Source organism: Neisseria subflava, from assembly GCF_003044935.1.
Classification (GTDB): domain Bacteria; phylum Pseudomonadota; class Gammaproteobacteria; order Burkholderiales; family Neisseriaceae; genus Neisseria; species Neisseria subflava_E.
In genome coordinates this window covers 436,214-461,783 of record NZ_POXP01000001.1, presented here as the reverse complement: position 1 = coordinate 461,783, position 25,570 = coordinate 436,214, and the positions used below count along the sequence as shown (strand labels likewise).

Below are 25,570 nucleotides of genomic sequence, written 5' to 3'. Positions count from 1 at the left end.
ACCGAATCGGCCTGAGGAAAAAGTTAAAACCATACCCCTGAGGCCGTCTGAAGGCAAGAAAAATCTTAGCAAAGCCTAAATGAGACGGTATAATGTCCGCTTAATATCTATTTAATATGCCAAACTGTTTGCTTCATAACAGTATCCACTCATATTCAAATCCACAAATAATGATGAAAAAAACGCTACTTAGCTTAATTTTTGCTGCCCTCTTGAATACTCCTGCCCTCGCTGCCGACCCGGTTGCATCTGCACCTGCCGTACAAAGCGAGGCTCAAACGCAGCCGCTGCTGCACAGCATAAACAGCCCGACAACGCCGCCGGAAATTGCGGCGACGGCCTATATCGTTACCGACCTGCACAGCAAGCAAACCTTGGCATCCAATAATGCCGATACACCTATCGAGCCAGCCGCGTTGACGCAAATGATGACCGCCTACCTTGCCTTTAAAGCACTGGAAAACGGTACACTTGAAGCAAGCCAAATGCTGACCGTTTCCAATGCCGCATGGAAAGTCGAAGGTTCGCGCATGTTCCTTGATCCGAAAGTTCCTGTCAGCGTCAGCTCCTTGATTAAGGGTACAACCATCCAATCGGCCAACGATGCCGCCATTACCCTTGCAGAAGCCATCGGCAACGGCTCTATCGACGAATTCGTCAAACAAATGAATGAAGAAGCAAAACGCTTGGGCATGAAGCACACCCACTTCAACAACCCGACCGGTATTTCTTCTAACGGCCATGTTTCAACCGTTGGCGACCTTGCCATCTTGGCAGCCGCGCTCATTAATGACTATCCGAAATATTATCCTTTATTTGCAAATAAATCTTTCAAATACAATAATATCGAGCAGCCCAACCGCAATCTTCTGCTCTATCGCGACAGCAGTATCGACGGTTTGAAAACCGGCTATTCTGAAGGCGCAGGCTACCATCTCGCCGCTTCCAGCAAACGCAACAACCGCCGTATTGTTTCCATCCTTGCCGGTGCCGAATCTACCGAAGCGCGCGCCAGTGAAAGCAGCAAACTGCTCAACTGGGCGTTACAGGCATTTGATACACCCAAACTTTATAACGGCGGAGAAGTAATTTCCCAAGTCAAAGTTTACAAAGGCAGCACCAAAGCCGTAGACATCGGTTTCTTGGACGATGTTTACATTACCATCCCCCACGATACCGGCAAAAACGTCAAACCTATCTTAGAAACACTTCAGCCTGTCCTCGCCCCAATTGAAAAAGGCCAAGTATTGGGCAAACTGAAAGTCATGAAAGACGGCAAAGTCATTGCCGAAAAAGACGTCGTCGCCCTAACCGGCGTGGAAGAAGGCAGCTGGTTGCGCCGTATGTGGGACGCGATTGTGTTGTGGTTTAAAGGTTTATTCAGTTAATCCTCTTTCTATCAAAACATAAATAAAGGCCGTCTGAAACCTATTTTCTAGATTTCAGACGGCCTTTATTCAGCCTAAAAGACAGCTAATTAGATAATTCCAGCGTTGGCGGTAGATGCTGTGTCATCGTGAACATCAACCGTATCGACAGACGAGTAGCTCATGCGGTCAGTATGCGTATTGACGTCTGACAAATTACTGATATTGCCATTACCTGACAACCTACCCATCAACTCTTGCAGGCTCAATGTACCTTCATCGAAACGGAAGGTATCAATCACAGCATCAGTTTTACCGGAAACGAATTGGTCATTGATGGTTATGCTGTCCCCTTCTGATCCCTTGATGGTAATTTTCCAATCGATATTACCTCGAACATCAGTGATGGCATCAATATGCAGGTCATTAACAGAGATATTTTGGCCGAATTGCAGTGCATTATGTTCGCCCACATTATCGGTAATCGTATCCTTACCTTCTCCAAGGCTGAAAACATAAGTATCGGCACCCTTACCGCCTACCAAGTAATCGGTTCCTTGTCCGCCGAACAAAACGTCGTTACTATCGCCGCCATTCAAACGGTCATTGCCACTTTCGCCCCATAAAGTATCGTTGCCATTGCCTCCATGTACAGAGTCGTTACCAAGACCGCCATTAAGACGGTCATCTCCACCATAGCCGAAAATGATGTCATCACCTGAATCACCGTTAATCGTATCATTGCCCAAACCGCCTCTGATACGGTCATTGCCATCGCCGCCGCTGACAAGAGCATGGCTGCTGTCTGTAATTGTGATGATATTATCAGCACCTAAATGATTCGCAGCTTGGGTAAGACTGTGATCATCTATTTCCGCTACATTTTTTGCAGAAGTATTTTCTGCTACCGAAAGGCTATGATTATTTTCGATGGTTAATGTAGTCTCGTTTACAGGCTCCGGAATATTGCCTTCTTTAGGATTACGGGTTTTAGTAATCTCTTGGTCGGAAAGATTATTCACAATAGTGTTATTTTCAATTTTGATATTGTTGAGTTCTCCCAAAATAACATTTTCTGGAGTAGCATAATCCCTGCCTTCTTCCAAATCTATAGAACCTTTAACACGACCATATGTGTCCGTATTAGTCCCATTGTTTACCAGCAAGTTATCATGAACGGAAATACCCGTATCATTGAAATCAAAATTATGGCTGTTTTTGAATACAGTGTTTAAGCGTACGCCACCCCAATTGGCATTATCTTTAATAAGGTTATTGGCTACTTCATGACCTTTACCGCCAAAGATACCAATACCTGCTGCACGCCAGCCTAATTCAACGGTATTATTCAAAAAGCGGTTATTTTCAGCAACATGGGCATTGGTATTCTCATGATGACTTGACCATGTTGCTAAGCCATCATCACCATTGCCGCGGATATTGGAATTGATAACGGTGGAATTACTGGTACCTTGGGCAAAGTTAACGCCGTCTGCAAAGTTATTACGAATAGTGGCATTGGAGATAGTCAAACCATCGGTGTAATTTAAAGGTTTGTTTTTAGAATAATCCCCAATCCAAACACCTACTTCAAAATGTTCAATTTTGATATCGTGAATAGAAGAGCCAGTACCTAAAGTGCCGGATATCCCTTTATAATTGGCTTTCTCATCATGTCTTGAATTTAGATTTGAATCCATAGAGAGATTGCCCAAATCTATATCTTTACTACCGGGCTCAAAAGTAATACCGCCACCACCGCTCACATACCCATTATCATCGTATTTAGCAGCTTCAGTATTCAAAAAATGTAACTTAGTGTGCCATTGCCCTGCACCGGTAATCTTAATGCCATCAGGAACATAAAGAGAAATCGGTCGTGAAAAATCAAATTGACCTTCAGGAATGTAAACAGATTTTTTAGACGCTTTTGCAGATTCAATCGCAGCCATAAATGCTTGGTAATCATCCGAGCCGTCATTGGCAATTGCGCCGAAATCAGTAATGCTGACACTGTTTTCAGGCTGTCTAATGGCGTCCGGTGCCTTTTCCAAGTCAACCAAGTCAATGCCTACGGGCGTGCTGTCGAGATTAGTGATAGTAACTGTATCTCCTTTATTGATATGGGCATCTTTAAATAATTGGCTGACTTCGTCAAATTGGAAGCGGGCAAGCCTATCTGCCGCAGGCGTATCATGAACTTTAATATCGTCATTCGGATGATATGTATAGTTATCCAAATATTGCCAGTTGGATTTGGAAGATAAATCCAAAGTACCGATCACTGTATTATTGACTTTGACTTCTACTTTACCGCTTTCACCGTCAGGAACGGTATAACGGATGGTTGCGGCATTGGCTTCTGCTTGCGCAATAAATGAAACGGACGCATTGGTCGGCAAATCGACATATGCCTGACCGCTTGCTTCACGGGCAGTTGCGCGATCTGTTTCTTTAGAAGAAGAGTGGTTCTCAACGATACCGTTCTTCAACTCGCCTTGTTCTGCCTCATAAGTCGTGTAGGCAAGTTTTGCACCATATTGGGAAGCGTTTGGCACTACAGTTTTAAGGTCTACCATTTGATATATTCCTTCAAAAATATTGTATTTTTAAATTAATCTACGATACAAGCTCCTATTGGTCATAAAATTAGCATAAAAGTTCAGTAATCTATTATTAAGTTTGATAAAGAAAAAAATGCCGTCTGAAAACACAACGGTTTTCAGACGGCATTTCAATACCTTAATAGGTTATCAGTATGAGCTTAAACTAAGCCTTTTTTCTCCAGATAGCTTTCGTAATCACCCAGGTAGTGTTCATATCCGCCTTTGCCATCCAATTCGATGATTTGGGTAGCCAATGAAGATACAAACTGACGGTCGTGTGAGACGAAAATCAGCGTGCCGTTGTATTTTTCCAGCGCCATGTTCAAGGATTCGATGCTTTCCATGTCCATGTGGTTGGTCGGTTCGTCCATAACCAAGACATTGGGTTTCAACAGCAACAGTTTGCCGTAAAGCATACGGCCTTTTTCGCCACCGGAGAGAACCTTCACTTTTTTCACGACATCGTTGCTGCCGAAGAGCAAGCGGCCCAAAGTGCCGCGGATGACTTGTTCGTCGTCGCCTTCCTGTCCCCATTGGCGCATCCATTCGCTCAGGTCCATATCGACGTCGAAGTCGTTTTCATGGTCTTGCGGATAGTAGCCGACACTGGCTTTTTCCGCCCATTTGATGGTGCCTTCGTCCGGCAACAGGCCGTCTGAATATTCGGGGTTGTACGCGCCTGCCAAGAGTTTCAGCAAGGTGGATTTACCTGCGCCGTTCGGGCCGATGATGGCAAGGCGTTGGCCTGCTTCAAGGATGAAGTTCAGGTTTTTAAACAACTGGGTTTCAAAACGTTTGGCCAGTTTTTCAACTTCCACAGCCTGACGGTGCAATTTGGCTTTTTCGTCGGCTTCAAAACGGATATATGGGTTTTGACGGGTAGAAGGTTTGACTTCGACCATCTCCGATTTAATTTTGTCTGCCTGTTTCAGACGGCTGGTTGCCTGACGAGCTTTGGATTTGTTGGCAGAGAAGCGGGCGACGAACTCTTGCAGCTCTTGCAGTTTCTCTTTGGCTTTGGCGTTGTCTTTCAGGGCGCGCTCACGCGATTGGGCGGAAGCGAGCATATAGTCGTCGTAGTTGCCCGGATAGATGGTGATGGTGTTGTAGTCCAAATCCGCCATGTGGGTGCAGACTTCGTTCAAAAAGTGACGGTCGTGCGAGATGATAATCATGGTGGAGTCGTATTGGTTCAACACGCCTTCCAACCAGCGGATAGTATTAATATCCAAGTTATTGGTCGGTTCGTCCAAGAGCAATACGTCTGGTTTGGAGAACAGGGCTTGCGCCAGCAATACGCGCAGTTTGAAGCCTGGGGCAACTTCTGCCATGGTCGCATTGTGCAAATCTTCAGAAATGCCCACGCCGCTCAACAATTCGGCAGCGCGTGCTTCGGCGGTGTAGCCGTCGTATTCGGCGAACTTGGCTTCCAGTTCTGCGGCTTTCATGTAATCGTCTTCAGTAGCTTCGGGATTGGCGTAAATCGCGTCGCGTTCGGTCATTGCCGCCCACATTTCGGTGTGACCCATCATCACCACATCCAGCACGCGCATGTCTTCGTAGGCAAACTGGTCTTGGCGCAATTTACCCAAACGCACGCCGTTTTCAATCGCGACTTCGCCGGCAGTCTGTTCCAAATCGCCGCCGAGGATTTTCATGAAGGTGGATTTGCCTGAGCCGTTGGCGCCGATCAAGCCGTAACGGTTGCCTTCGCCGAATTTGACGGATACGTTTTCAAACAGCGGCTTTGCGCCGAACTGCATGGTGATGCCGTTGGTAGAAATCATTATTCGTAAAACCTTTATAAATAGAATGTTATAATCGGACGCGATTGTAGCATATTTTTGCAAAGACCTCAGGATTGAGGCCATGGCGAATGTGCCCAATTTCGATGTTAAGATGAAAACAGGCAGCGCTTCACACAAAAATGCGTTGTAGTCAGCATTTCAGGCCGTCTAAAACGGAGAAACGATATGGAAACGCACAAAATCTATTACGCCGTGATTATCTTGGTATGTGCCGCCTCTATGCTGCTCAGCCCGTTTTTCTATATCCGCCGCACGCGATCTGGCACTGAATTACGACGCGCACCCAGACAGTGGAAACCCATCCTCTTCGCCAACATCATCATGATTGCGGCTTTGTTTGTTTGGTGGAAATGGTTTTAAGGAAAAATAAAAATGAACAAAATCTGGATCTGCACATTACTGCTCGCTTTGACAACTGCGGTTTCCGCCGCGCCTATTTTTGAATGCACCGATTCTGCCGGCCGCAAAGTCTATACCCAAGCCGGCGGCAAAAACTGCAAAGCCAGCAATATCGGCAAACCGTCCGTATATACTTCTGCGCCTGTTTCAACACCGGCAACGCCGACTTCCCCAAGCAAAGCCGAGCAGGCGGAAGAAGCTGTCGCCCCGGTCAATCCGGCTGATGTCGGTGCGGCCAAGCGTGCTTTGGATACCGCCAAGAAAAATTTGGAAGAAGGCAAAAAAGTGCGTTATGGCAATGAACGCAACTATGCCCGCTATCTCGAACGGATCAAGGGTTTGGAAAAAGCCGTCCGCTCGGCTCAGGAAAACTATGACGCGGCGCAACGCCAACCTGCATCTCAAGATCCTGTTGCCTATTGATCCTTACCACACCAGCAAGGCCGTCTGAAATTTGGTTTTCAGACGGCCTTTTCATCTTTTCAATATAACAAAATCGTCTTTATACCTAACAAAGCATTCTTTCCAGTTTTCAGACGGCCTTGTTAAAGTAAGCGTGTATTAAATTCTGACGGTTGCCATTATGTTGTTACTCAAAACGCCTTCTGTATTGCCGGGTTTCAAGCTCAGCCTGGGTTTGACGGTTTTATGCCTGTCGCTTTTGGTGGTTTTGCCGTTTGCGATGATGGCGGCCAAAGCGGCGGAAATCGGCTGGAGCGGATTTTGGAACACAATTACCGAACCCAATGTCTTGGCGGCCGTCTGGCTGAGTTTGCGGATGTCGTTTTATGCGATGTTGACCAATATCGTGTTCGGCACGTTGGTTGCCTGGGTATTGGTGCGCTATGAATTTCCGGGCAAAGGATTGGTAAACGCTTTGGTCGATTTGCCGTTTGCGCTGCCGACGGCGGTAACAGGCATTGCGTTGGCAACCTTGTATGCGCCCAATGGCTGGATAGGTCGTTTTTTCGAGCCTTTGGGCATCAAAATCGCCTTTACGCCCATCGGCATCTGGATTGCACTGATTGTCGTCAGCCTGCCCTTTATCGTCCGTGCCGTACAGCCGGTATTGGAAGAATTGTCGGGCGAGTATGAAGAAGCGGCGGCGACGTTGGGCGCAAGCCGTTGGACTACGTTCCGCCGCGTCCTTTTACCTGAAATCACGCCGGCCCTGTTGACCGGCGCAGGCATGATGTTTGCCCGCTCTACCGGCGAATACGGCTCGGTCATTTTTATCGCGGGCAATATTCCGATGGTGTCTGAAATCCTGCCCTTGATTATTACCGGCAAACTGGAGCAATACGATGCTCAGGGTGCGTCTGCCGTTGCTCTGTTTATGCTGATGATTTCGTTTGTCATCCTGCTGATTTTAAACATCATGCAATGGACCTTGAGCCGCCGTGCCGGAGCGAAGGTTTAACAAACAATAGGCCGTCTGAAACATCAAGCAAACATTTTTCAGACGGCCTAAACGGATACAAGAATAAATCGAGACTTCACTAACATGAAAACCCATTCTACCAATCCAAACCTGAGCGAACCGCGTTGGCTGCGCGTGTTGCTGACTGCTACTGCCTTGGGCTTTCTGCTGCTGATGCTGGTCGTGCCTTTGGTTGCCGTATTCTACGAGGCCTTAAAAGGCGGTTGGGATTTGTACCTGCAATCTCTGACCGATCCCGAAGCATGGTCTGCCATCAAATTAACACTGATTACCGCGCTGATTGTCGTTCCCGTCAATGCCGTACTGGGTGTGGCGATGGCGTGGCTGCTGACCCGTTTTGACTTCCTAGGCAAGCAGTTGCTGACCACCCTGCTCGATTTGCCGTTTTCCGTATCACCCGTGGTGGCCGGTTTGATGTTCGTCTTATTGTTCGGCGCGCACACGGCATTGGGCGGCTGGCTCGAAGCGCAAGGCATACAGATTATCTTCGCCATCCCCGGCATTATTTTGGCGACGCTGTTCGTTACCTTCCCCTTTGTTGCGCGTGAAATCATTCCTTTGATGCAGGCGCAGGGAGACAACGAAGAACAGGCCGCGCTGATTCTCGGCGCAAGCGGCTGGCAGATGTTTTGGCGCGTTACCCTGCCCAACATCAAATGGGCGCTACTCTACGGCATCATCCTTACCAACGCCCGCGCGATGGGCGAATTCGGCGCAGTCAGCGTAGTATCGGGACACATACGCGGCGAAACCAACACCATCCCGCTTTTGGTCGAAATCTTCTACAACGAATACAACTTCACCGGCGCATTCGCCCTCTCCGGCGTATTGGCACTTTTAGCCTTGGCCACCTTGCTGGTGCAAAACATCATCACAAAATTACAAGACAAAAAACTCGCCGCCGCCGAAAGGAACGCAGTATGAGCATCACTATTCAAAATTTAAACAAACACTTCGGAGCATTCCACGCGCTGAAAAACATCAACCTCAACGTCCCCACCGGCAAACTCGTTTCCCTGCTCGGCCCTTCCGGCTGCGGCAAAACCACGCTCCTGCGCATCATCGCCGGGCTGGAAAACGCCGACGGTGGCCAAATTCTCTTTGACGGGCAAGACGTCACCGCCAAGCATGTGCGCGAGCGCAAAGTCGGTTTCGTGTTCCAACACTACGCCCTTTTCCGCCATATGAACGTGTTTGACAACGTTGCTTTCGGTTTGACCGTATTGCCCAAATCCGAACGCCCGTCCAAAGAACAAATCCGCGCCAAAGTCGAAGAATTGCTGAAACTCGTACAGCTCTCCCACCTCGCCAAATCCTATCCGCACCAGCTCTCCGGCGGACAACGCCAACGCATCGCCCTCGCCCGTGCGCTTGCAGTCGAACCGAAACTCCTGCTTTTGGACGAACCCTTCGGCGCTTTGGATGCCAAAGTACGCAAAGAATTGCGTACCTGGCTGCGCGACATCCATCACAACTTGGGCGTAACCAGCATTTTGGTCACACACGACCAAGAAGAAGCCCTTGAAGTTTCCGACGAAATCGTCGTCATGAACCACGGCAAAATCGAACAAACCGGCAGCGCCGAAGCCATTTACCGCAAACCCGAAAACGCCTTCGTTACCGAGTTCCTCGGCGAAACCGATGCTTTTGAAGGACGCATCGAAAAAGGCATCTGGCATTACAACGGCTTCGCATGGAAATTGGACGCGCAATACAAATGGCAGGAGCAAACTGCCATCGGCTACATTCGTCCGCACGAATGGCAGCTGGCCGCCGAAAACGAAACACCGATGATCCGCGCCGAAATCGAAAAAATCCACGCCGTCGGCGCATTGACGCATATTGTGGTGAAACACGACAAACAGGACGTACATATCACGCTGGCTGGCAGCGATGCCGCGCGTTACCAAATCGCCGAAGGCAAAGAATTGAAGCTGATTCCGAAACAGGTTTATGTCTTTTCTCAAAACGAACTGATTGAATATTCGATTTGAGACTAAATCATAAGGCCGTCTGAAAATCTGCTTTCAGACGGCCTTTCATCTTATTTAAACCTGCCAATCAATCGGCTCTAAACCATGCGCCTGCAAATAAGCGTTTGCCTGCGAAAAATGTTTGCAGCCGAAAAAGCCACGATACGCCGATAAAGGCGAAGGATGCGGCGCGGTCAGCACCAAATGACGGTTGCGGTCTATAAACGCGCCTTTCTTCTGCGCATGGCTGCCCCAGAGCATAAAGACTAAATGTTCGCGTTCCTTATCCAATTGTCGGATGACTTCATCGGTAAACGCCTCCCAGCCAAAAGTCGCATGGGAATGCGCCGCACCGGCACGGACAGTCAACACCGTGTTCAATAGCAACACGCCCTGTTCCGCCCAATGCTGCAAATAGCCATGTTGCGGAATCTGGAATCCCTCAATATCCGTCGCCAATTCTTTATAAATATTGACCAGTGACGGTGGCACCGCAATTTCAGGCTGCACGGAAAACGCCAAACCATGCGCCTGACCCGCGCCGTGATACGGGTCTTGCCCCAATATCACTACCTTTACTTGTCCGAACTCCGTTGTCCGAAAGGCATTGAATACATCGCGCTCGGGCGGATAAACGGTTATCCCCGCCTGCCTTTCATGGCGAACCTTCTCCAAAATCGTTTGAAAATACGCCTTCTCTTTTTCCGCACCAATTGCCTCGTGCCAAGTCTGCATTGTTTGCCGCTCCGTATTTGAATGGACTTATTATAACTGAAATAATTTTCAGCCTTAGCCTTTTCATTTTAAGCCATTGCCATTATGATAAGGATTATCAAAAGATTATTAAAAGGATATGCCGCATGACGATATGGTTTGTTGCCGCCGCCGTTGTTCTGATTGTCGAATTGTTTATCGGAACGGTTTATCTTTTGGTGGTCAGCGTAGCGCTGGCCGCCGCCGGAATCATGTACGGATTAAGCAGTCACTTTTCTACCGCCGTTTTGACCGCTGCCATCATCAGCGCACTTGGTATCTGGCTGGTACACGGCCGTCTGAAAAACCAGTTGGCTCCCCAAGCACTCAACGATGATTTGGATATTGGGCAAAATGTCCGCATCCTATGCCACCTGCATGACAATATTTACGAAGTCGCCTACCGCGGTACACACTGGCAGGCGCAAGCCGAACGGCCCCAAGATACTTTTCAGACGGCCTCAAGTGCAGTCATTACTGCCAAAAACGGTAATCTACTGATTATCCGCACACTCTCCCAACCATCATCATAAGGAAACATTATGGAATTTCTGCTCAGTCTCCCCGTCCTCATCCTCATCGTTGTTGTTGTTTTTGGTTTCAAATCCTTTATCGTTGTACCGCAACAGGAAGTTTATGTAGTCGAACGATTAGGCCGTTTTCACAAAGCGCTGACTGCAGGTCTGAACATCCTTATCCCATTTATCGACCGTGTCGCCTATCGTCACTCGCTGAAAGAAGTTCCTTTGGATGTTCCCAGCCAAGTCTGTATTACCCGCGACAACACTCAGCTGACTGTGGACGGCATCATCTACTTCCAAGTTACCGATCCTAAACTCGCTTCATATGGTTCCAGCAACTACATCATGGCGATTACCCAGCTTGCGCAGACAACTTTGCGATCTGTCATCGGCCGCATGGAATTGGATAAAACCTTTGAAGAACGCGACGAAATCAACAGCATTGTTGTTGCTGCTTTGGACGAAGCGGCAGGCGCTTGGGGTGTGAAAGTATTGCGTTACGAAATCAAAGACTTGGTTCCGCCGCAAGAAATTCTGCGCTCAATGCAGGCGCAAATTACCGCCGAACGTGAAAAACGCGCGCGCATTGCCGAATCCGAAGGCCGTAAAATCGAGCAGATCAACCTTGCCAGCGGTCAGCGCGAGGCAGAAATCCAACAATCCGAAGGTGAAGCGCAAGCCGCCATCAATGCGTCAAACGGTGAAAAAATCGCCCGCATCAACCGCGCACAAGGTGAAGCTGAAGCCCTGCGCCTGGTGGCCGAAGCCAACGCCGACGCCATCCGTAAAATCGCCGAGGCGGTTCGCTCAGAGGGCGGTGCTGAAGCCGTCAACCTGAAAGTTGCCGAGCAATACGTTGCTGCCTTCAGCAATTTGGCTAAAGAAAGCAACACGCTGATTATGCCTGCCAACGTTGCCGATATCGGCAGCTTGGTGTCCGCCGGTTTGAAAATCATCGACGGCAACAAGCCTAAAGCCTCATAATAGCGTTCTGACTCAGGCCGTCTGAAAACCCAATACGGCTTTTCAGACGGCCTTTTTATATCGTTCGATTTTTATATGAATACACAAACCATCAAAACCTATCTTGTCGGCGGCGCCGTCCGCGACCATCTGTTAGGCCTGCCCGTCAAAGACCGCGATTGGGTAGTCGTCGGTGCAGATGCGCAAACCATGTTGGCTCAAGGCTATCAGCCGGTCGGCAAAGATTTTCCCGTCTTTCTCCATCCGGACAGCCACGAAGAATACGCCCTCGCCCGTACCGAGCGCAAAACCGCCAAAGGCTATGCCGGATTCAGTTTTCATGCCGATAAAGACGTTACGCTGGAACAAGACCTGATGCGCCGCGACCTGACCATCAATGCCATGGCTCAGGATGCAGATGGCACGATCATCGACCCTTTCGGCGGACAACAAGATTTGGCGGCCGGCATCCTGCGCCACGTTTCGCCTGCCTTTGCCGAAGACCCCGTACGGATTTTGCGTATTGCCCGTTTTGCCGCGCGTTATGGTTTTCAAATTGCCGATGAAACCATGTCGCTGATGCGGCAAATGGTAGAAAACGGAGAAGCGGATGCCTTGGTTGCCGAACGCGTCTGGCAGGAATTGGCCAAAGGTTTGATGGAGAAAAATCCGCGCCGAATGATTGAAGTTTTACGCGAATGCGGCGCACTCAAAGTCTTGCTGCCCGAAGTCGATGCCCTTTTTGGCGTACCGCAACGCGCCGATTATCATCCTGAAATCGACAGCGGTATTCATACGCTGATGGTTGTACAACGAGCCGCAGAAATGAATCTGTCCCTCGCCGAACGCTATGCCGCCTTATTGCACGACTTGGGCAAGGCAAAAACACCGGCCGATATCCTGCCGAAACACTACGAACACGACGTCAACGGCGTCGAACCCGTCCGCGAAGTCAATCAACGCCTGCGCGCACCCAAACACTGCGCCGAGCTTGCCGAACTCGTCTGCCGTTGGCACATCATGCTCCATCAAGTCGGGCAGTTTAAAAGCAAAACCATTTTGAATGTTTTGAAAAAAACCGATGCATTCCGCCGCCCCGAACGTTTTCAGACGGCCTTAAACGTCTGCGTGGCCGACAAACAAGGCCGTCTGAACCTTAAAGACACCCCCTATCCGCAACGCGAACACTGGCTGGCCTTACTTGAGGCCGCCAACCAAGTAGATGCAGGCAAAATTGCCACCGAGTGCCGCGCACAAGGGAAAGCCCATTTAATTGCCGAACAAATCGATCATGCCCGCTTAGCACAAATTACACCGCTGCAAAAAGCGTATCAGGCAGACAAAGTAAGAGGATATTGATGACATCTTCGCGTTATAAAATTGAACAAACACCTAGCAAAATTACCTTGTCAGCAAAAATTATACGTAACCGACTCAAACTTCTATTAACTTGCAGAGACCTTGTAATCGTACTATTGATATTGGCAAACATTCCAAATTTAAACTTTGAATCAGTATTTAATATCATACTCCTCATATTTTTGGGTCTGCTTTCTTTCCAATGTATTTATGACTTACTGTGGCAACTTTTTGGACAAGAACATATTCATGTTCAAAATGGAATACTTTCACACCAGTTCACGCTGTTTGGATTGGGAAAAGGTAAAAAATTTTCACTCGTAGAAATAGCGCAATGGCAGCCACATGAGAACCATGCAAATACTAAAAACACTAAAATAACACTACGTAACTATTTGAGCCAGAGAAGGAATACATCCACCATCTCCAGCCCCTTACGACAACCAAATAGTAAACAAGGTGCATGGTCATTTGTTTATCATGGGGAAACCATATATATCGGAGAATTTTTTTATAGCGACGATTACCAAGCAATTAACTCAAAATTAAATAGCCTAATGCCAAAAAAAGCCAAAACAGAGGCACTTTCCGAACCAGAACACAGCCTTTAAAACAGCCACCACGATATCTGCTATAATCCGCACCTTGACCATCTTATTTCAACAATAAAAATCATGACTATCCAGACCGATTTACTTCACGAAAAAATCAGCAATGAAGATTATCAACGTCTCATTGTCAAACACAGCGAATCTTTCAGCGACGGCGAAATCCGCCTATTAAACGAAATCCTTGAAAAATTCCGCTTTGATGTCGTACAGGCGCAAGCTTTGGCGCAAGCCGTCATGCAGCAGGTGCGCTTCGATCCAAACGACTACCATATCGACAGCGACGATGAAGACACAACCGGCATCTGTCCGCACTGCATCAATCCGCCCATGCCGCCCCTGCGCGATTATTTGGTTTGGCGCGAAACACGCGGCTGAAAATTTTCCTAATCGATTTTGATAAGTTATTAACCATCCGCTATTGAACAAGGCCGTCTGAACAGGTGTCATCGTTACATATGTTCAGACGGCCTTTTGTAAATAAATGTTCACAATTAGGATAAATCAGTATAATCTGCGCCGTTTGAATTTTCTTCGGAGCTTTTATGAATCAGCTTAAAACGGCGGTAGCCGGTGCGCAGATTTTGTTTGTCGCATTCGGTGCCATGGTGCTTGTACCGCTTCTGACGGGACTGAACCCGGCTTTGGCATTATTGGGCGCAGGCTTGGGCACCTTGTTGTTCCAATTGGTTACCAAACGTAAAGTGCCGATTTTCCTCGGCTCTTCTTTTGCCTTTATTGCACCGATTATCTACTCCATCGGCGAATGGGGCCTGCCTTCTACCATGTTCGGTCTGTTTGCGGCAGGTTTCATGTACTTTGTTTTTGCCGCTCTGATCAGATGGCGCGGTCTGGATGCGGTACACAAGCTGTTGCCGCCCGTGGTTATCGGTCCGGTAATTATGGTAATCGGCTTGTCCGTGGCCGCTGCAGCCAGCAGCATGGCTATGGGTCAGGCGGATGGAAAACAGGTCATCGACTATATCGACTCGCTGATTCTCTCCGGCTTTACCTTTGCGGTAACCGTCATTGTTTCTGTCTTCGGCAGCAAGATGATGAAGCTGATTCCGATTCTGATCGGCGTGGCTTCAGGCTATGTGTTGGCGTTGATCATGGGCTTGGTCGATACCAGCGCCATCATCAACGCTCCTTGGTTTGCCGTCCCTCATTTTGAAACGCCTCAAGTCAATTGGCAGGCTGCCTTGTTTATGTTACCCGTTGCCATTGCCCCTGCCATCGAACACATTGGCGGCATTATGGCCATCGGTAATGTGACCGGCAAAAACTACACCAAAGACCCTGGCTTAGACAAAACCCTCGCCGGCGACGGCTTGGGCGTGTGCGTGGCCGGTTTGATCGGCGGCCCTCCTGTGACCACTTACGGCGAGGTGACCGGCGCGGTGATGATTACCAAAAACAGCAACCCCGTTATCATGACTTGGGCGGCAATTTTTGCGATTTTCATGGCGTTTTTCGGTAAGTTCAACGCGTTTTTGGCTTCGATTCCTATGCCGGTTATGGGCGGCATTATGTTGCTGCTGTTCGGTACAATCGCCTCTTTGGGCATCAAAACGTTGATTGATGCGAAAGTCGATTTGATGCAGCCGAAAAATCTGGTTATCGTCAGCTCCGTATTGACGACCGGTATCGGCGGCATGATTATCAAAGTAGGTACTTTGAGCTTCGCCGGTGTAGGTTTGTGCGCCGTATTGGCGATTATTCTGAACTGCGTTTTGCCCAATACAAAATCAGAAGAAGCATAAATAGCTGGTTCATAAACTCAAAGGCCGTCTGAAAATGAGATTTCAGACGGCCTTTTTCTTACGCTTTATACAATGAAAAATGCCGGAGACTTAACCATCTCCGGCATTTTTGAATAAGGTGGCGAGCCGAACCCCCGGCACTGGCTCATCAGAGTGGGCTGCTGGCTTCCGCCCCTGACCCGGTGTTCCGAATTACCATGCGGGGAGACCCGCCATAGAAGAAACGCATTATAGCGGTTTTACAGAAAAACTCAAGCGATAAAATCTCTCAGGCCGTCTGAAAACCATTTACACGACAAGATTGTAAACAATATTGCCTAGTTGCAAATCATTCCCATTGAAATGTTTATTGTCTTTTCCGTTGAAAAATATCGAAAATTACACTACATTAACACTTTACGCCATCAAGAAGAAATTGCATTTTTCAGACGGCCTTTAATATAAAAACATTACATCCATCAACGGAACACGACCATGACCACGACTACTGCCCCTCAGCGTATTCGAGAAATTCCCTATAACTATACTTCTTATACCGACCGCGAAATCGTCATCCGACTGTTGGGCAACGAAGCGTGGCAAATTCTGCAAGACCTGCGCGGTCAACGCAAAACAGGACGTTCAGCACGAATGCTGTTTGAAGTATTGGGCGATATTTGGGTGGTCGTGCGCAATCCGTATCTAGTCGATGACTTGCTGGAGCACCCAAAACGCCGCGCCGCGTTGGTACGCGAAATGCGCCACCGCTTAAATGAAATCCGCAAACGCCGCGACGATAATCGGCAAGTGGATGTCTTGGTTGCCGCAGCAGAAAAAGCAGTCGAGCATTTTGATAGCAGTTTTGATGAAACCAGCCAAAAACGCCATCAGATTTTGGAACGCTTAAGCAAAATCACCAAGCCGCACAACATCATGTTTGACGGCTTGGCTCGCGTAACGCACGTTACCGATGCGACCGACTGGCGCGTGGAGTATCCATTTGTCGTCGTCAATCCTGATACCGAGGCAGAGATCGCGCCTTTAGTGCGCGCCTTAATCGAGTTGGACTTAGTTATTATCCCGCGCGGCGGCGGTACGGGTTATACCGGCGGCGCAGTACCTTTGGACGCAAACAGCGCAGTCATCAATACCGAAAAACTCGACAAGCATCGCGGCGTCGAATACGTTGAGCTGGCAGGCTTGGACGGCAGACATCCGATTATCCATTGCGGCGCAGGCGTAGTAACCCGCCGGGTAGAAGAAACCGCGCATCAGGCAGGTTTAGTGTTCGCCGTTGATCCGACTTCCGCCGATGCGTCTTGCGTGGGCGGTAATGTGGCGATGAACGCAGGCGGTAAAAAAGCCGTGCTGTGGGGTACTACCTTGGACAACCTCGCCTACTGGAACATGGTCAATCCTCAAGGCGAATGGTTGCGTATTGAACGCGTGCGCCACAATTTCGGCAAAATCCACGACGAAGAAATCGCCGTGTTTGACGTACATACGCTGGATTCAGACGGCCGCAATATCGTCAATACCAAACGTTTGGAAATCCCCGGCCACAAATTCCGCAAAGTCGGTTTGGGCAAAGACGTTACCGACAAATTCTTGAGCGGCCTGCCCGGCGTACAAAAAGAAGGCACGGACGGCATCATCACCAGCGTTGCTTTCGTGTTACATAAAATGCCGAAATACACGCGCACTGTGTGTATGGAATTTTTCGGTACGGTCGCCACCGCCACGCCGTCCATTGTCGAAATCCGCGACTTCTTGCTTACCCATGAAAGCGTACGGCTGGCGGGTTTGGAGCATTTAGACTGGCGTTACGTCCGCGCTGTCGGTTATGCCACCAAAGCAGCAGGCAAAGGGCGGCCGAAAATGGTCTTGCTGGCAGACGTGGTTTCCGACGACGAAACCGCCGTACAGGCAGCCGCCGAACACATCTGCGAACTCGCCCGCGCCCGCGACGGCGAAGGCTTTATCGCCATATCTCCCGAAGCCCGCAAAACCTTCTGGCTTGACCGCAGCCGCACCGCCGCCATAGCCAAACACACCAACGCCTTTAAAATCAATGAAGACGTGGTAATCCCACTCGAAAGACTCGGTGAGTATTCAGACGGCATCGAACGCATCAACATTGAGCTTTCCATCCAAAACAAGCTCAAACTCTGTGCCGCCTTGGAGCAATATCTGTCCGGCAAACTCCCCATCGACAAAATGGGAACAGACCTGCCAACCGCCGAACTATTGGGCGAACGCGGCAAACACGCCCTAGCCCACGTTTCCGCTGTCAAAGCGCGTTGGGAATGGTTGCTTGCTAACTTGGATGCGCCACTTGCCGACTATAAAGCTCGCTATGGCGCAGCCGTCCATGCCGCTCCCGAAGCCAAAGACAATGAAAGCTGCTTTATTGCCTTCCGCGATTTCCGCCTGCGCGTGTCTGTCAAAGCAGACGTAATGAAGCCTCTTTCTGAAATTTTCAGCGGCAAAACCGATACCAAAATTATCCAAGGCTTGGGCAAAATCCATGCCAAAACCGTACGCAGCCGCGTCTTTGTCGCCCTGCATATGCACGCCGGCGACGGTAACGTTCATACCAATATTCCGGTTAACTCAGACGATGCCGAAATGCTTCAGACGGCCTACCGTTCTGTAGAACGCATCATGAAAATCGCCCGTTCGCTCGGCGGCGTAATTTCCGGCGAACACGGCATCGGCATTACCAAGCTCGAATTTTTGACCGATGAAGATTTGCAACCGTTTTGGAACTACAAAAACCAAGTCGATCCCAAACACACCTTCAACCGTCACAAACTGATGAAAGGCTCGGACCTGCGCAACGCCTATACGCCGTCCTTCGAGCTTTTGGGAGCGGAATCGCTGATTATGGAAAAATCAGACCTCGGCACCATCGCTGATTCCGTCAAAGACTGTCTGCGCTGCGGCAAATGTAAACCCGTTTGCTCTACTCACGTTCCGCGTGCCAACCTGCTGTACAGTCCCCGCAACAAAATCCTCGGCGTAGGCTTGCTGACCGAAGCCTTCTTATACGAAGAACAAACCCGTCGCGGCGTTTCCATCAAACATTTTGAAGAACTGATGGACATCGGCGACCACTGCACCGTGTGCCACCGCTGCGTTAAACCTTGCCCTGTCAACATCGACTTTGGCGACGTTACCGTAGCCGTCCGTAACTACCTTGCCGATTCCGGCCACAAACGCTTTGCGCCTGCGGCTTCAATGGGCATGGCATTTTTGAACGCCACAGGCCCAAAAACCATCAAAGCTCTTCGTGCCGCCATGATACAGACCGGCTTCCCAGCGCAAAACTTTGCCTACAAAATCGGCAAACTTCTTCCGATTGGCACTAAAAAGCAAAAAGCCGAACCGAAATCCACCGTCGGTACCGCCTCAATCAAAGAACAGGTTATCCATTTCATCAACCGTCCTTTGCCCAAAAGCGTGCCCGCCAAAACACCGCGCTCCATGCTCGGCATAGAAGACGACAAAAGCATCCCCATCATCCGCAATCCCGCCGCGCCCGAAGATGCCGAAGCTGTGTTCTACTTCCCCGGCTGCGGCTCTGAGCGCTTGTTCAGCCAAATCGGGCTTGCCGTTCAAGCCATGCTTTGGCATGTCGGCGTACAAACCGTCCTGCCACCCGGCTATATGTGTTGCGGCTATCCACAAGACGCAGGCGGCAATAAGGCTAAAGCCGAAGAAATGAGCACCAACAACCGCGTGGCTTTCCACCGTATGGCAAACACCCTCAACTACCTCGACATTAAGACCGTCGTCGTCAGTTGCGGTACCTGCTATGACCAACTGGAAAAATACCGTTTTGAAGAAATCTTCCCAGGCTGCCGTATCATCGATATCCACGAATATCTGCTTGAAAAAGGGGTGCAACTAAACGGCGTGAAAGGTCAGCAATACCTCTACCACGACCCTTGCCATACCCCGATTAAAACTATGAACGCCACCCAAATGGCCAGCAGCCTGATGGGACAGAAAGTCGTCTTAAGCGACCGCTGTTGCGGCGAGTCCGGTATGTTTGCCGTCAAACGACCAGACATTGCCACTCAGGTCAAGTTCCGCAAACAAGAGGAAATTGAGAAAAACCTCAAAGAGCTGCCGCAGGGCGAACCTGTCAAAATGCTTACCTCCTGCCCAGCCTGCCTGCAAGGCTTGAGCCGCTACGCCGACGACAACAATATGCCTGCAGACTACATCGTCATCGAAATGGCAAAACACATCCTCGGCGAAAACTGGCTGGATGAGTTTGTGAAAAAAGCCAATAACGGCGGTGTAGAAAAAGTATTGCTCTAAGGACTTAGACAAAAACTTTTGGATGTAATAAAGGCCGTCTGAAAATCTTTCAGACGGCCTTTTTATTCAAAAGAATCAAAATACAATAATCAAATCAAATGCCTTTACAAATAGCGATGCTACACCAGCAGTATTTAATAAAAAATAAAACCTGAGGCTTTTATCCCTCAGGTTTTATTTTCAAGTCTTATGCTTTTTCTTGCTGACGTTTTCTTTCTGCCATCATCTCATGCAATGTTTGCTTGGCAGGTTTCATCGGAACATGGTTATTGGTCCAGCTTAACTGCTTGCTTGGCGTCAATGCACGGAATTTGGTAGCAGCCCAGCCGAATGCTCGATAAGCTTTACTGCCGCTGAAAATACCGTTAAACGTACGCCATGCCATTTGTTCGCCGAAAGTATGCGATGCACCTTGACCACGGATAGGATGAGGAACGGTTTCGGTTGGCGAACGTTGCGCTTCAACACGCAGACGTTGCATTTGTTCGGTAATCGGAATGCGTACCGGACAAACTTCAACACAGGCACCGCACATGGTACACGCAGTCGGCAGATCGCGTGTCGCATCCAAGCCCAACAAGTGCGGAGAGATAATCTCGCCAATCGGGCCGGGATAAGTCGTACCGTAAGCCGCACCGCCGATACGGGTATAAACCGGACAGTGGTTCATACACGCACCGCAACGGATACATTGCAAGGTACGGCGCATTTGATCTTCTGCATACGCTTGGCTACGACCGTTATCAAGCAGTACCAAGTGCATTTCTTGAGGACCATCCAGCTCTTCGCTACGGCGAGGGCCGGTAATCATATTGAAATAAGTGGTAATGTTCTGACCAATGGCGGAGCGTGGCAACAGGCTGTACAAAGGCGGAACATCCGACAGCTTCGCAACCACTTTTTCAATACCGGTAATGGCGATGTGCACAGGCGGTACAGTGGTACTCAAGCGGCCGTTGCCTTCGTTTTCAACCAGACACAAAGTACCCGTTTCCGCAACGGCAAAGTTCACACCGCTCAAACCAACATCGGCAATGCTGTAAATATCGCGCAATGCTTTACGGGCAAATCCGGTTAGCTGATCTACATCGTCTGTCAAAGGCGTGCCAAGGTTTTGATGGAAAAGCTCGCTAACCTGCTCTTTGGTCTTGTGAATGGCAGGCATCACGATATGGGTTGGTTTCTCGCCAGCCATTTGAACGATAAACTCGCCCAAGTCGCTCTCAACTGCTTTGATGCCTTGGTCTTGCAGATAATGGTTCAGCTCAATCTCTTCGCTGACCATAGATTTGCCTTTCACCATCAGCTTACCGTTTTTATCGGTAATGATGTTGTGAATGATTTGGCAAGCTTCAGCAGGTGTTTCCGCCCAGTGGACTTTAACGCCCAACTTGGTCAGGTTTGCTTCTAATTGTTCCAATAATGCAGGTAATTTGGACAACGAACGTTGACGGACATGCTCACACAAGTCACGCAGGCTTTGCAGCTCTTCTTCATCTGTCAAAACGGCTTTACGCTTGGTCATCAGCATATCCATCGCTGTGCGCAAGCTTTTACGCAGAGGCTTGTCTTGCAAAGAAATCGCAGCGTTTTGCTTGAATGTTTCCGGCTTCATATGGAATTTAATGGTTTGGGAACTCATGCTTTTTCCTCCAAATCGGCAGGGGAAATATGATCAGGCAGAACGGCCAAAACCACCAAATCGCGCGGGCCGTGTGCACCATAGGCCAAAGTCAATTGAATATCGGCAGTCTTGGACGGGCCAGAAATCAAAATAACGTTGGTAGGCATGCCTTTTTCTACCAGTTTTTCGCCTTCAACAGCATTATGGAATTCGTTGTACATTTTACTGGTGTCAAACAGGCAGAAATGCACGGGCGGAACCAAACTCAGGCTGCGCGGCTCAAGAGGGCTGGACTCCAGCATAATCGTACCGGTACGGGCAATACCGCATTTCGAGCCGCTAAAACCGGCCTCAATATCGGTAAAGAATTCGTTTTTCCAGTCGTCGATTTTTCGCTCAAAACCACGAGGTTCAATATTGGTATCGGCCAAAGCTGCACGGGCCAGCTGACCATGTTCTGTTTCCAATGGGAGCAGAATGTTTTTCAAGCCTTTGCCTTCGGCTGCTTGACGGAATACTTGCGGCCAGTTGGATTTGGTAACCCAATAGATTTCAGTTTTGACGGCACGCATGGCAGCCGCCCAATGTTTCAAACGCTCGACATCGTTTGCCCAAGAAACACCCATTTCACGGTAATAATCGAAAACTGGCGGTTCTTCCATCGGCAAGGCATCGGCTTTTTTCAGTTTCGCTAAAATATTTTCGCGCGCGCTCATGCTTTACCTCCGGTACGTTCCAACAGGAAAGATGCAATATGTTTCGGACGTGGCATATTGGGTTCGTCTTTGGCAATTTTACCGCCGATATTCATCATGCAGCCGCAGTCCGCGCTGATGATTTCAGTTGCGCCTGTTTCTTTCAGTGCTGCAACTTTGTCGGTTACCATCGCGCCGGAAATATCGGCTTGTTTTACAGAGAATGTACCGCCAAAACCGCAGCATTCACTTTCATGGTCGTGAACGATACGTTCAACATTTTCCATGCCGTCAATCAGCTGCCAGCCTGACAAATGGACATTCATCTCGCGACGTGCAGCGCAGGAAGTATGGACAGCCACTTTAACCGGCTCTCCTTTATCTTCAGGTTTGTAACCAATCGCCAGCAGGAAGTGGGTGAATTCAATGATACGGTTGGCACAATCAATCGCTTTTTGCTCGTACTCGGTGCCTTTGAACAAAGTCGGCCAGTGGTGTTTCATCATGCCGCCGCAAGAACCAGAAGGCACGACAATCGGCCAATTTTCAGGGAATAAATCCAGTTGCGCTTTGGCAACATCAAAGGCTTCTTTAGGATGACCTGACGAATAGGCCGGTTGACCACAGCAGCTTTGCTCCATCGGATAATGGATACGGATGCCCTGTTGTTCGATTAAAGTGATGGCATCCATGCCTGCTTCGGGCATGAAAAGGTCAAGAACGCAAGTACCGAAGAAATAAGCATCGGTTGGCTTGCTGTCGAATACGGTGATTTGTGGTGGTTTGATTGCGCTCATTTTTTTGGAACGGGACAACCCGTTTTCTTGTGTAAAAATAAGATGGGTACTTTAAGTAATTGCTTGTAATGGGTCAAGTCTAATTTTAAAAAATAATATTAAAAAAGCATGACAAACCAGACAAACACCTTTTCCTTATTAACTTGATAATCTACATAATAACCACTATCAATAAGAAAACTGATGGATTCATTTTTTAATAAATGAAACTCGTACATTCCTTCCCTCTTCAAAACACAATCACTGCCTCTTTATAGAATTTTGATTTACATCAGAAGTCATGAACTTAATCTCTATGACACGTTTTTAGATGAAACAAGCAATCCGCTATGCTGTAAATATGTTTCAGACGGCCATATTGGAATAAAAAGATATCTAAGACAATAAAAATAAAAGTTTTTCTCACAAGACTCAGGCCGTCTGAAAGATAAGTTCGTCAAAAAGCTACTTTCCGTATACTCAACCCTACTTTTAATCAAAATCAAACACTTGAAAAAACCTTTTCCAGAGCCGCGAAAACCCTATGCACACTCAAGCACTTCCAGTATCATTGAGACAGTTTCTTGACGCAAAATTACAATCTTAGCCGCCCACAATCGGCATGGATTTGCAAAAGAAGTGAAACCAAGCTTCAAAACAATTTCACCTTAACTTCGGAGTAGGCATTATGTTGACCCAGACTCAACAGGTTGATTTGACCTTGCATCACCTTAAAGAACGCACCTTATCGATTTATACTCCCGAACAGCGTGCAAGCATCGAGGCATCTGAAGACTGGAAACAGTTTGACAGACGGCTTGAAGAACACTTTCCCAAACTGATGCACGAGCTGGACAACGTTTACAATAACAACGAAGCCGTCCTCCCCATGCTGGAGCAACTGATTGCCCAAGCATGGCAAAGCTATTCCCAACGCAACGCATCTTTAAAAGATATCGATATCGCGCGCGAAAACGATCCTGACTGGATTTTGTCCAACAAACAGGTCGGCGGCGTGTGCTACGTCGATTTGTTCGCAGGCGATCTGCAAGGCTTGAAAGCCAAAATCCCTTATTTCCAAGAATTGGGCCTGACCTATCTGCACCTGATGCCCCTGTTTAAATGTCCTGAAGGCAAAAGCGACGGCGGCTATGCAGTCAGCAGCTACCGCGATGTCAATCCGGCTTTGGGTACGATAGACGACTTACGCGATGTCATTGCCGCACTGCACGAAGCAGGCATTTCCGCCGTTGTCGATTTCATCTTTAACCACACTTCCAATGAACACGAATGGGCAAAACGCTGCGCCGCCGGCGACCCGCTCTACGACAATTTCTACTACATTTTCCCTGACCGTTGGATGCCCGACCAATACGACCGCACCCTGCGTGAAATCTTCCCCGACCAACATCCGGGCGGCTTCTCCCAACTGGAAGACGGACGCTGGGTATGGACGACGTTCAACTCCTTCCAATGGGACTTGAATTACAGCAACCCATGGGTATTCCGCGCTATGGCAGGCGAAATGATGTTCCTTGCCAACTTGGGCGTTGATATTCTGCGCATGGATGCCGTTGCCTTTATTTGGAAACAAATGGGCACAAGCTGCGAAAACCTGCCGCAAGCCCATGCCTTAATTCGCGTGTTTAACTCTGTGATGCGTATTGCCGCCCCGGCCGTGTTCTTCAAATCCGAAGCCATCGTCCACCCTGACCAAGTTGTCCAATACATCAGCCAAGATGAATGCCAGATCGGTTACAACCCGCTGCAAATGGCATTGTTGTGGAACACCCTTGCCACGCGCGAAGTCAACCTGCTCCATCAAGCACTGACCTACCGCCACAACCTGCCCGACCACACTGCATGGGTCAACTACGTCCGCAGCCATGACGACATCGGCTGGACATTTGCCGATGAGGACGCATGGCAGTTCGGCATCCACGGCTACGACCACCGACAATTCCTCAACCGCTTCTTCGTCAACCATTTCGACGGCAGCTTCGCGCGCGGTGTACCGTTCCAATACAACCCAAACACAGGCGACTGCCGTGTCAGCGGTACAGCCGCAGCATTGGTCGGCTTGGCGCAAAACGATCCATATGCCGTTGACCGCATCAAACTTTTGTACAGTATTACTTTGAGTACCGGCGGCCTGCCGCTGATTTACCTAGGCGACGAAGTCGGTACGCTCAACGACGACGACTGGTCGAACGACAGCAACAAGAGCGACGACAGCCGCTGGGCACACCGTCCTCGTTACAATGAGGAGTTGTACAACCAACGCCATGACAGCTCGACCACTGCCGGTCAAATCTTCCAAAGTTTGCGCCATATGATTTCCACCCGCCAAAGCAATCCGCGCTTTAATGGCGACAGATTGGTCACCTTCAACACCAACAACAAACACATCATCGGCTATATGCGCAACAACGCACTATTGGCATTCGGCAACTTCAGCGAACATCCGCAAACCATCAGTGCGCATACGCTGCAAGCCATGCCGTTTAAAGCACACGATTTGATCAGCGGTCAAACCGTTTCCCTGAATCAGGATTTGGTACTGCAACCCTATCAAGTCATGTGGCTTGAAATTGCATAAGCCGAAA

The 25,570-nt window shown here is 48.9% G+C and carries 20 protein-coding genes and 1 other RNA gene; 14 read left to right on the top strand and 7 right to left on the bottom strand.

Annotation, left to right across the window (positions count from 1 at the left end):
• Positions 1–170 precede the first annotated feature (170 nt).
• On the top strand, positions 171–1,388 hold the full coding sequence (locus tag DBY95_RS02225) for a D-alanyl-D-alanine carboxypeptidase family protein (RefSeq protein ID WP_107723228.1): 1,218 nt from the start codon (positions 171–173) through the stop codon (positions 1,386–1,388).
• An 89-nt stretch (positions 1,389–1,477) separates the two neighbouring features.
• On the opposite strand, the gene DBY95_RS10725 is transcribed toward DBY95_RS02225, so the two are convergent.
• Positions 1,478–3,946, bottom strand: a complete 2,469-nt coding sequence (locus DBY95_RS10725; RefSeq protein ID WP_107723227.1) for a calcium-binding protein — start codon at positions 3,944–3,946, stop codon at positions 1,478–1,480.
• Positions 3,947–4,131: 185 nt separating this feature from the next.
• Complete coding sequence (locus DBY95_RS02215; protein WP_003683571.1) at positions 4,132–5,760, bottom strand: ABC-F family ATPase; 1,629 nt, start codon at positions 5,758–5,760, stop codon at positions 4,132–4,134.
• Between the two features lie 186 nt (positions 5,761–5,946).
• Here DBY95_RS02215 and DBY95_RS02210 point away from each other — a divergent pair, with 186 nt between their 5' ends.
• The 5 genes from DBY95_RS02210 (at position 5,947) to DBY95_RS02190 (ending at position 9,615) form a co-directional block, all read left to right on the top strand.
• On the top strand, positions 5,947–6,141 hold the full coding sequence (locus DBY95_RS02210; protein WP_070632972.1) for a hypothetical protein: 195 nt from the start codon (positions 5,947–5,949) through the stop codon (positions 6,139–6,141).
• Between the two features lie 12 nt (positions 6,142–6,153).
• Positions 6,154–6,603: a DUF4124 domain-containing protein gene (locus tag DBY95_RS02205; RefSeq protein ID WP_107723226.1), complete on the top strand. Its 450-nt coding sequence runs from the start codon at positions 6,154–6,156 to the stop codon at positions 6,601–6,603.
• A gap of 160 nt (positions 6,604–6,763) precedes the next feature.
• The gene (gene cysT, locus DBY95_RS02200) at positions 6,764–7,600 is read left to right on the top strand and encodes a sulfate ABC transporter permease subunit CysT (RefSeq protein ID WP_003683475.1); all 837 of its coding nucleotides are present in this window, start codon (positions 6,764–6,766) and stop codon (positions 7,598–7,600) included.
• Between the two features lie 84 nt (positions 7,601–7,684).
• A complete protein-coding gene (gene cysW, locus DBY95_RS02195; RefSeq protein WP_107723225.1) occupies positions 7,685–8,545 on the top strand; it encodes a sulfate ABC transporter permease subunit CysW in 861 nt (286 codons plus the stop codon).
• A complete protein-coding gene (locus tag DBY95_RS02190) occupies positions 8,542–9,615 on the top strand; it encodes a sulfate/molybdate ABC transporter ATP-binding protein (RefSeq protein ID WP_107723224.1) in 1,074 nt (357 codons plus the stop codon). Before cysW ends, DBY95_RS02190 begins: the two co-directional genes overlap by 4 nt.
• Positions 9,616–9,669: 54 nt before the next feature.
• On the opposite strand, the gene ung is transcribed toward DBY95_RS02190, so the two are convergent.
• Positions 9,670–10,329: a uracil-DNA glycosylase gene (gene ung / locus DBY95_RS02185; RefSeq protein WP_107723223.1), complete on the bottom strand. Its 660-nt coding sequence runs from the start codon at positions 10,327–10,329 to the stop codon at positions 9,670–9,672.
• A gap of 125 nt (positions 10,330–10,454) precedes the next feature.
• Between ung and DBY95_RS02180 the strand changes: the two genes are divergently transcribed.
• From DBY95_RS02180 to DBY95_RS02155, 6 genes are all read left to right on the top strand, one after another.
• Positions 10,455–10,880, top strand: coding sequence for an NfeD family protein (locus DBY95_RS02180; protein ID WP_107723222.1), 426 nt, complete (start codon positions 10,455–10,457; stop codon positions 10,878–10,880).
• Between the two features lie 9 nt (positions 10,881–10,889).
• The gene (locus DBY95_RS02175; protein ID WP_039863787.1) at positions 10,890–11,852 is read left to right on the top strand and encodes an SPFH domain-containing protein; all 963 of its coding nucleotides are present in this window, start codon (positions 10,890–10,892) and stop codon (positions 11,850–11,852) included.
• A gap of 75 nt (positions 11,853–11,927) precedes the next feature.
• Entirely contained in the window at positions 11,928–13,190 is a 1,263-nt protein-coding gene (locus tag DBY95_RS02170; protein ID WP_063069006.1) for a multifunctional CCA addition/repair protein, read from the top strand.
• Positions 13,190–13,801, top strand: a complete 612-nt coding sequence (locus DBY95_RS02165; RefSeq protein ID WP_107723221.1) for a hypothetical protein — start codon at positions 13,190–13,192, stop codon at positions 13,799–13,801. The genes DBY95_RS02170 and DBY95_RS02165 overlap by 1 nt, the downstream gene beginning before the upstream one ends.
• 63 nt (positions 13,802–13,864) lie before the next feature.
• Positions 13,865–14,176, top strand: coding sequence for a hypothetical protein (locus DBY95_RS02160; RefSeq protein ID WP_003679235.1), 312 nt, complete (start codon positions 13,865–13,867; stop codon positions 14,174–14,176).
• A gap of 167 nt (positions 14,177–14,343) precedes the next feature.
• Positions 14,344–15,561 carry a uracil-xanthine permease family protein gene (locus tag DBY95_RS02155; protein WP_003679234.1) on the top strand — a complete coding sequence of 406 codons (1,218 nt, stop codon included), beginning with the start codon at positions 14,344–14,346 and terminating at the stop codon, positions 15,559–15,561.
• A gap of 117 nt (positions 15,562–15,678) precedes the next feature.
• Here DBY95_RS02155 and ffs read toward each other — a convergent pair.
• An RNA gene (gene ffs / locus DBY95_RS02150) (signal recognition particle sRNA small type) lies at positions 15,679–15,775 on the bottom strand.
• A gap of 260 nt (positions 15,776–16,035) precedes the next feature.
• Between ffs and DBY95_RS02145 the strand changes: the two genes are divergently transcribed.
• Positions 16,036–19,869, top strand: a complete 3,834-nt coding sequence (locus DBY95_RS02145) for a DUF3683 domain-containing protein (protein WP_107723220.1) — start codon at positions 16,036–16,038, stop codon at positions 19,867–19,869.
• Between the two features lie 187 nt (positions 19,870–20,056).
• On the opposite strand, the gene DBY95_RS02140 is transcribed toward DBY95_RS02145, so the two are convergent.
• From DBY95_RS02140 to DBY95_RS02130, 3 genes are read right to left on the bottom strand one after another with little or no spacing between them, the layout of a single operon-like run.
• On the bottom strand, positions 20,057–21,511 hold the full coding sequence (locus DBY95_RS02140; protein ID WP_107723219.1) for a LutB/LldF family L-lactate oxidation iron-sulfur protein: 1,455 nt from the start codon (positions 21,509–21,511) through the stop codon (positions 20,057–20,059).
• Positions 21,508–22,209 (bottom strand): LutC/YkgG family protein, encoded by a 702-nt coding sequence (locus DBY95_RS02135; protein WP_107723218.1) that lies wholly within the window; start codon positions 22,207–22,209, stop codon positions 21,508–21,510. The genes DBY95_RS02140 and DBY95_RS02135 overlap by 4 nt, the downstream gene beginning before the upstream one ends.
• Entirely contained in the window at positions 22,206–22,985 is a 780-nt protein-coding gene (locus DBY95_RS02130) for a (Fe-S)-binding protein (protein ID WP_049323225.1), read from the bottom strand. Before DBY95_RS02130 ends, DBY95_RS02135 begins: the two co-directional genes overlap by 4 nt.
• A 667-nt stretch (positions 22,986–23,652) precedes the next feature.
• Here DBY95_RS02130 and DBY95_RS02125 point away from each other — a divergent pair.
• Positions 23,653–25,563 (top strand): alpha-amylase family protein, encoded by a 1,911-nt coding sequence (locus tag DBY95_RS02125; protein WP_107723217.1) that lies wholly within the window; start codon positions 23,653–23,655, stop codon positions 25,561–25,563.
• The last annotated feature ends 7 nt before the right edge of the window (positions 25,564–25,570 follow it).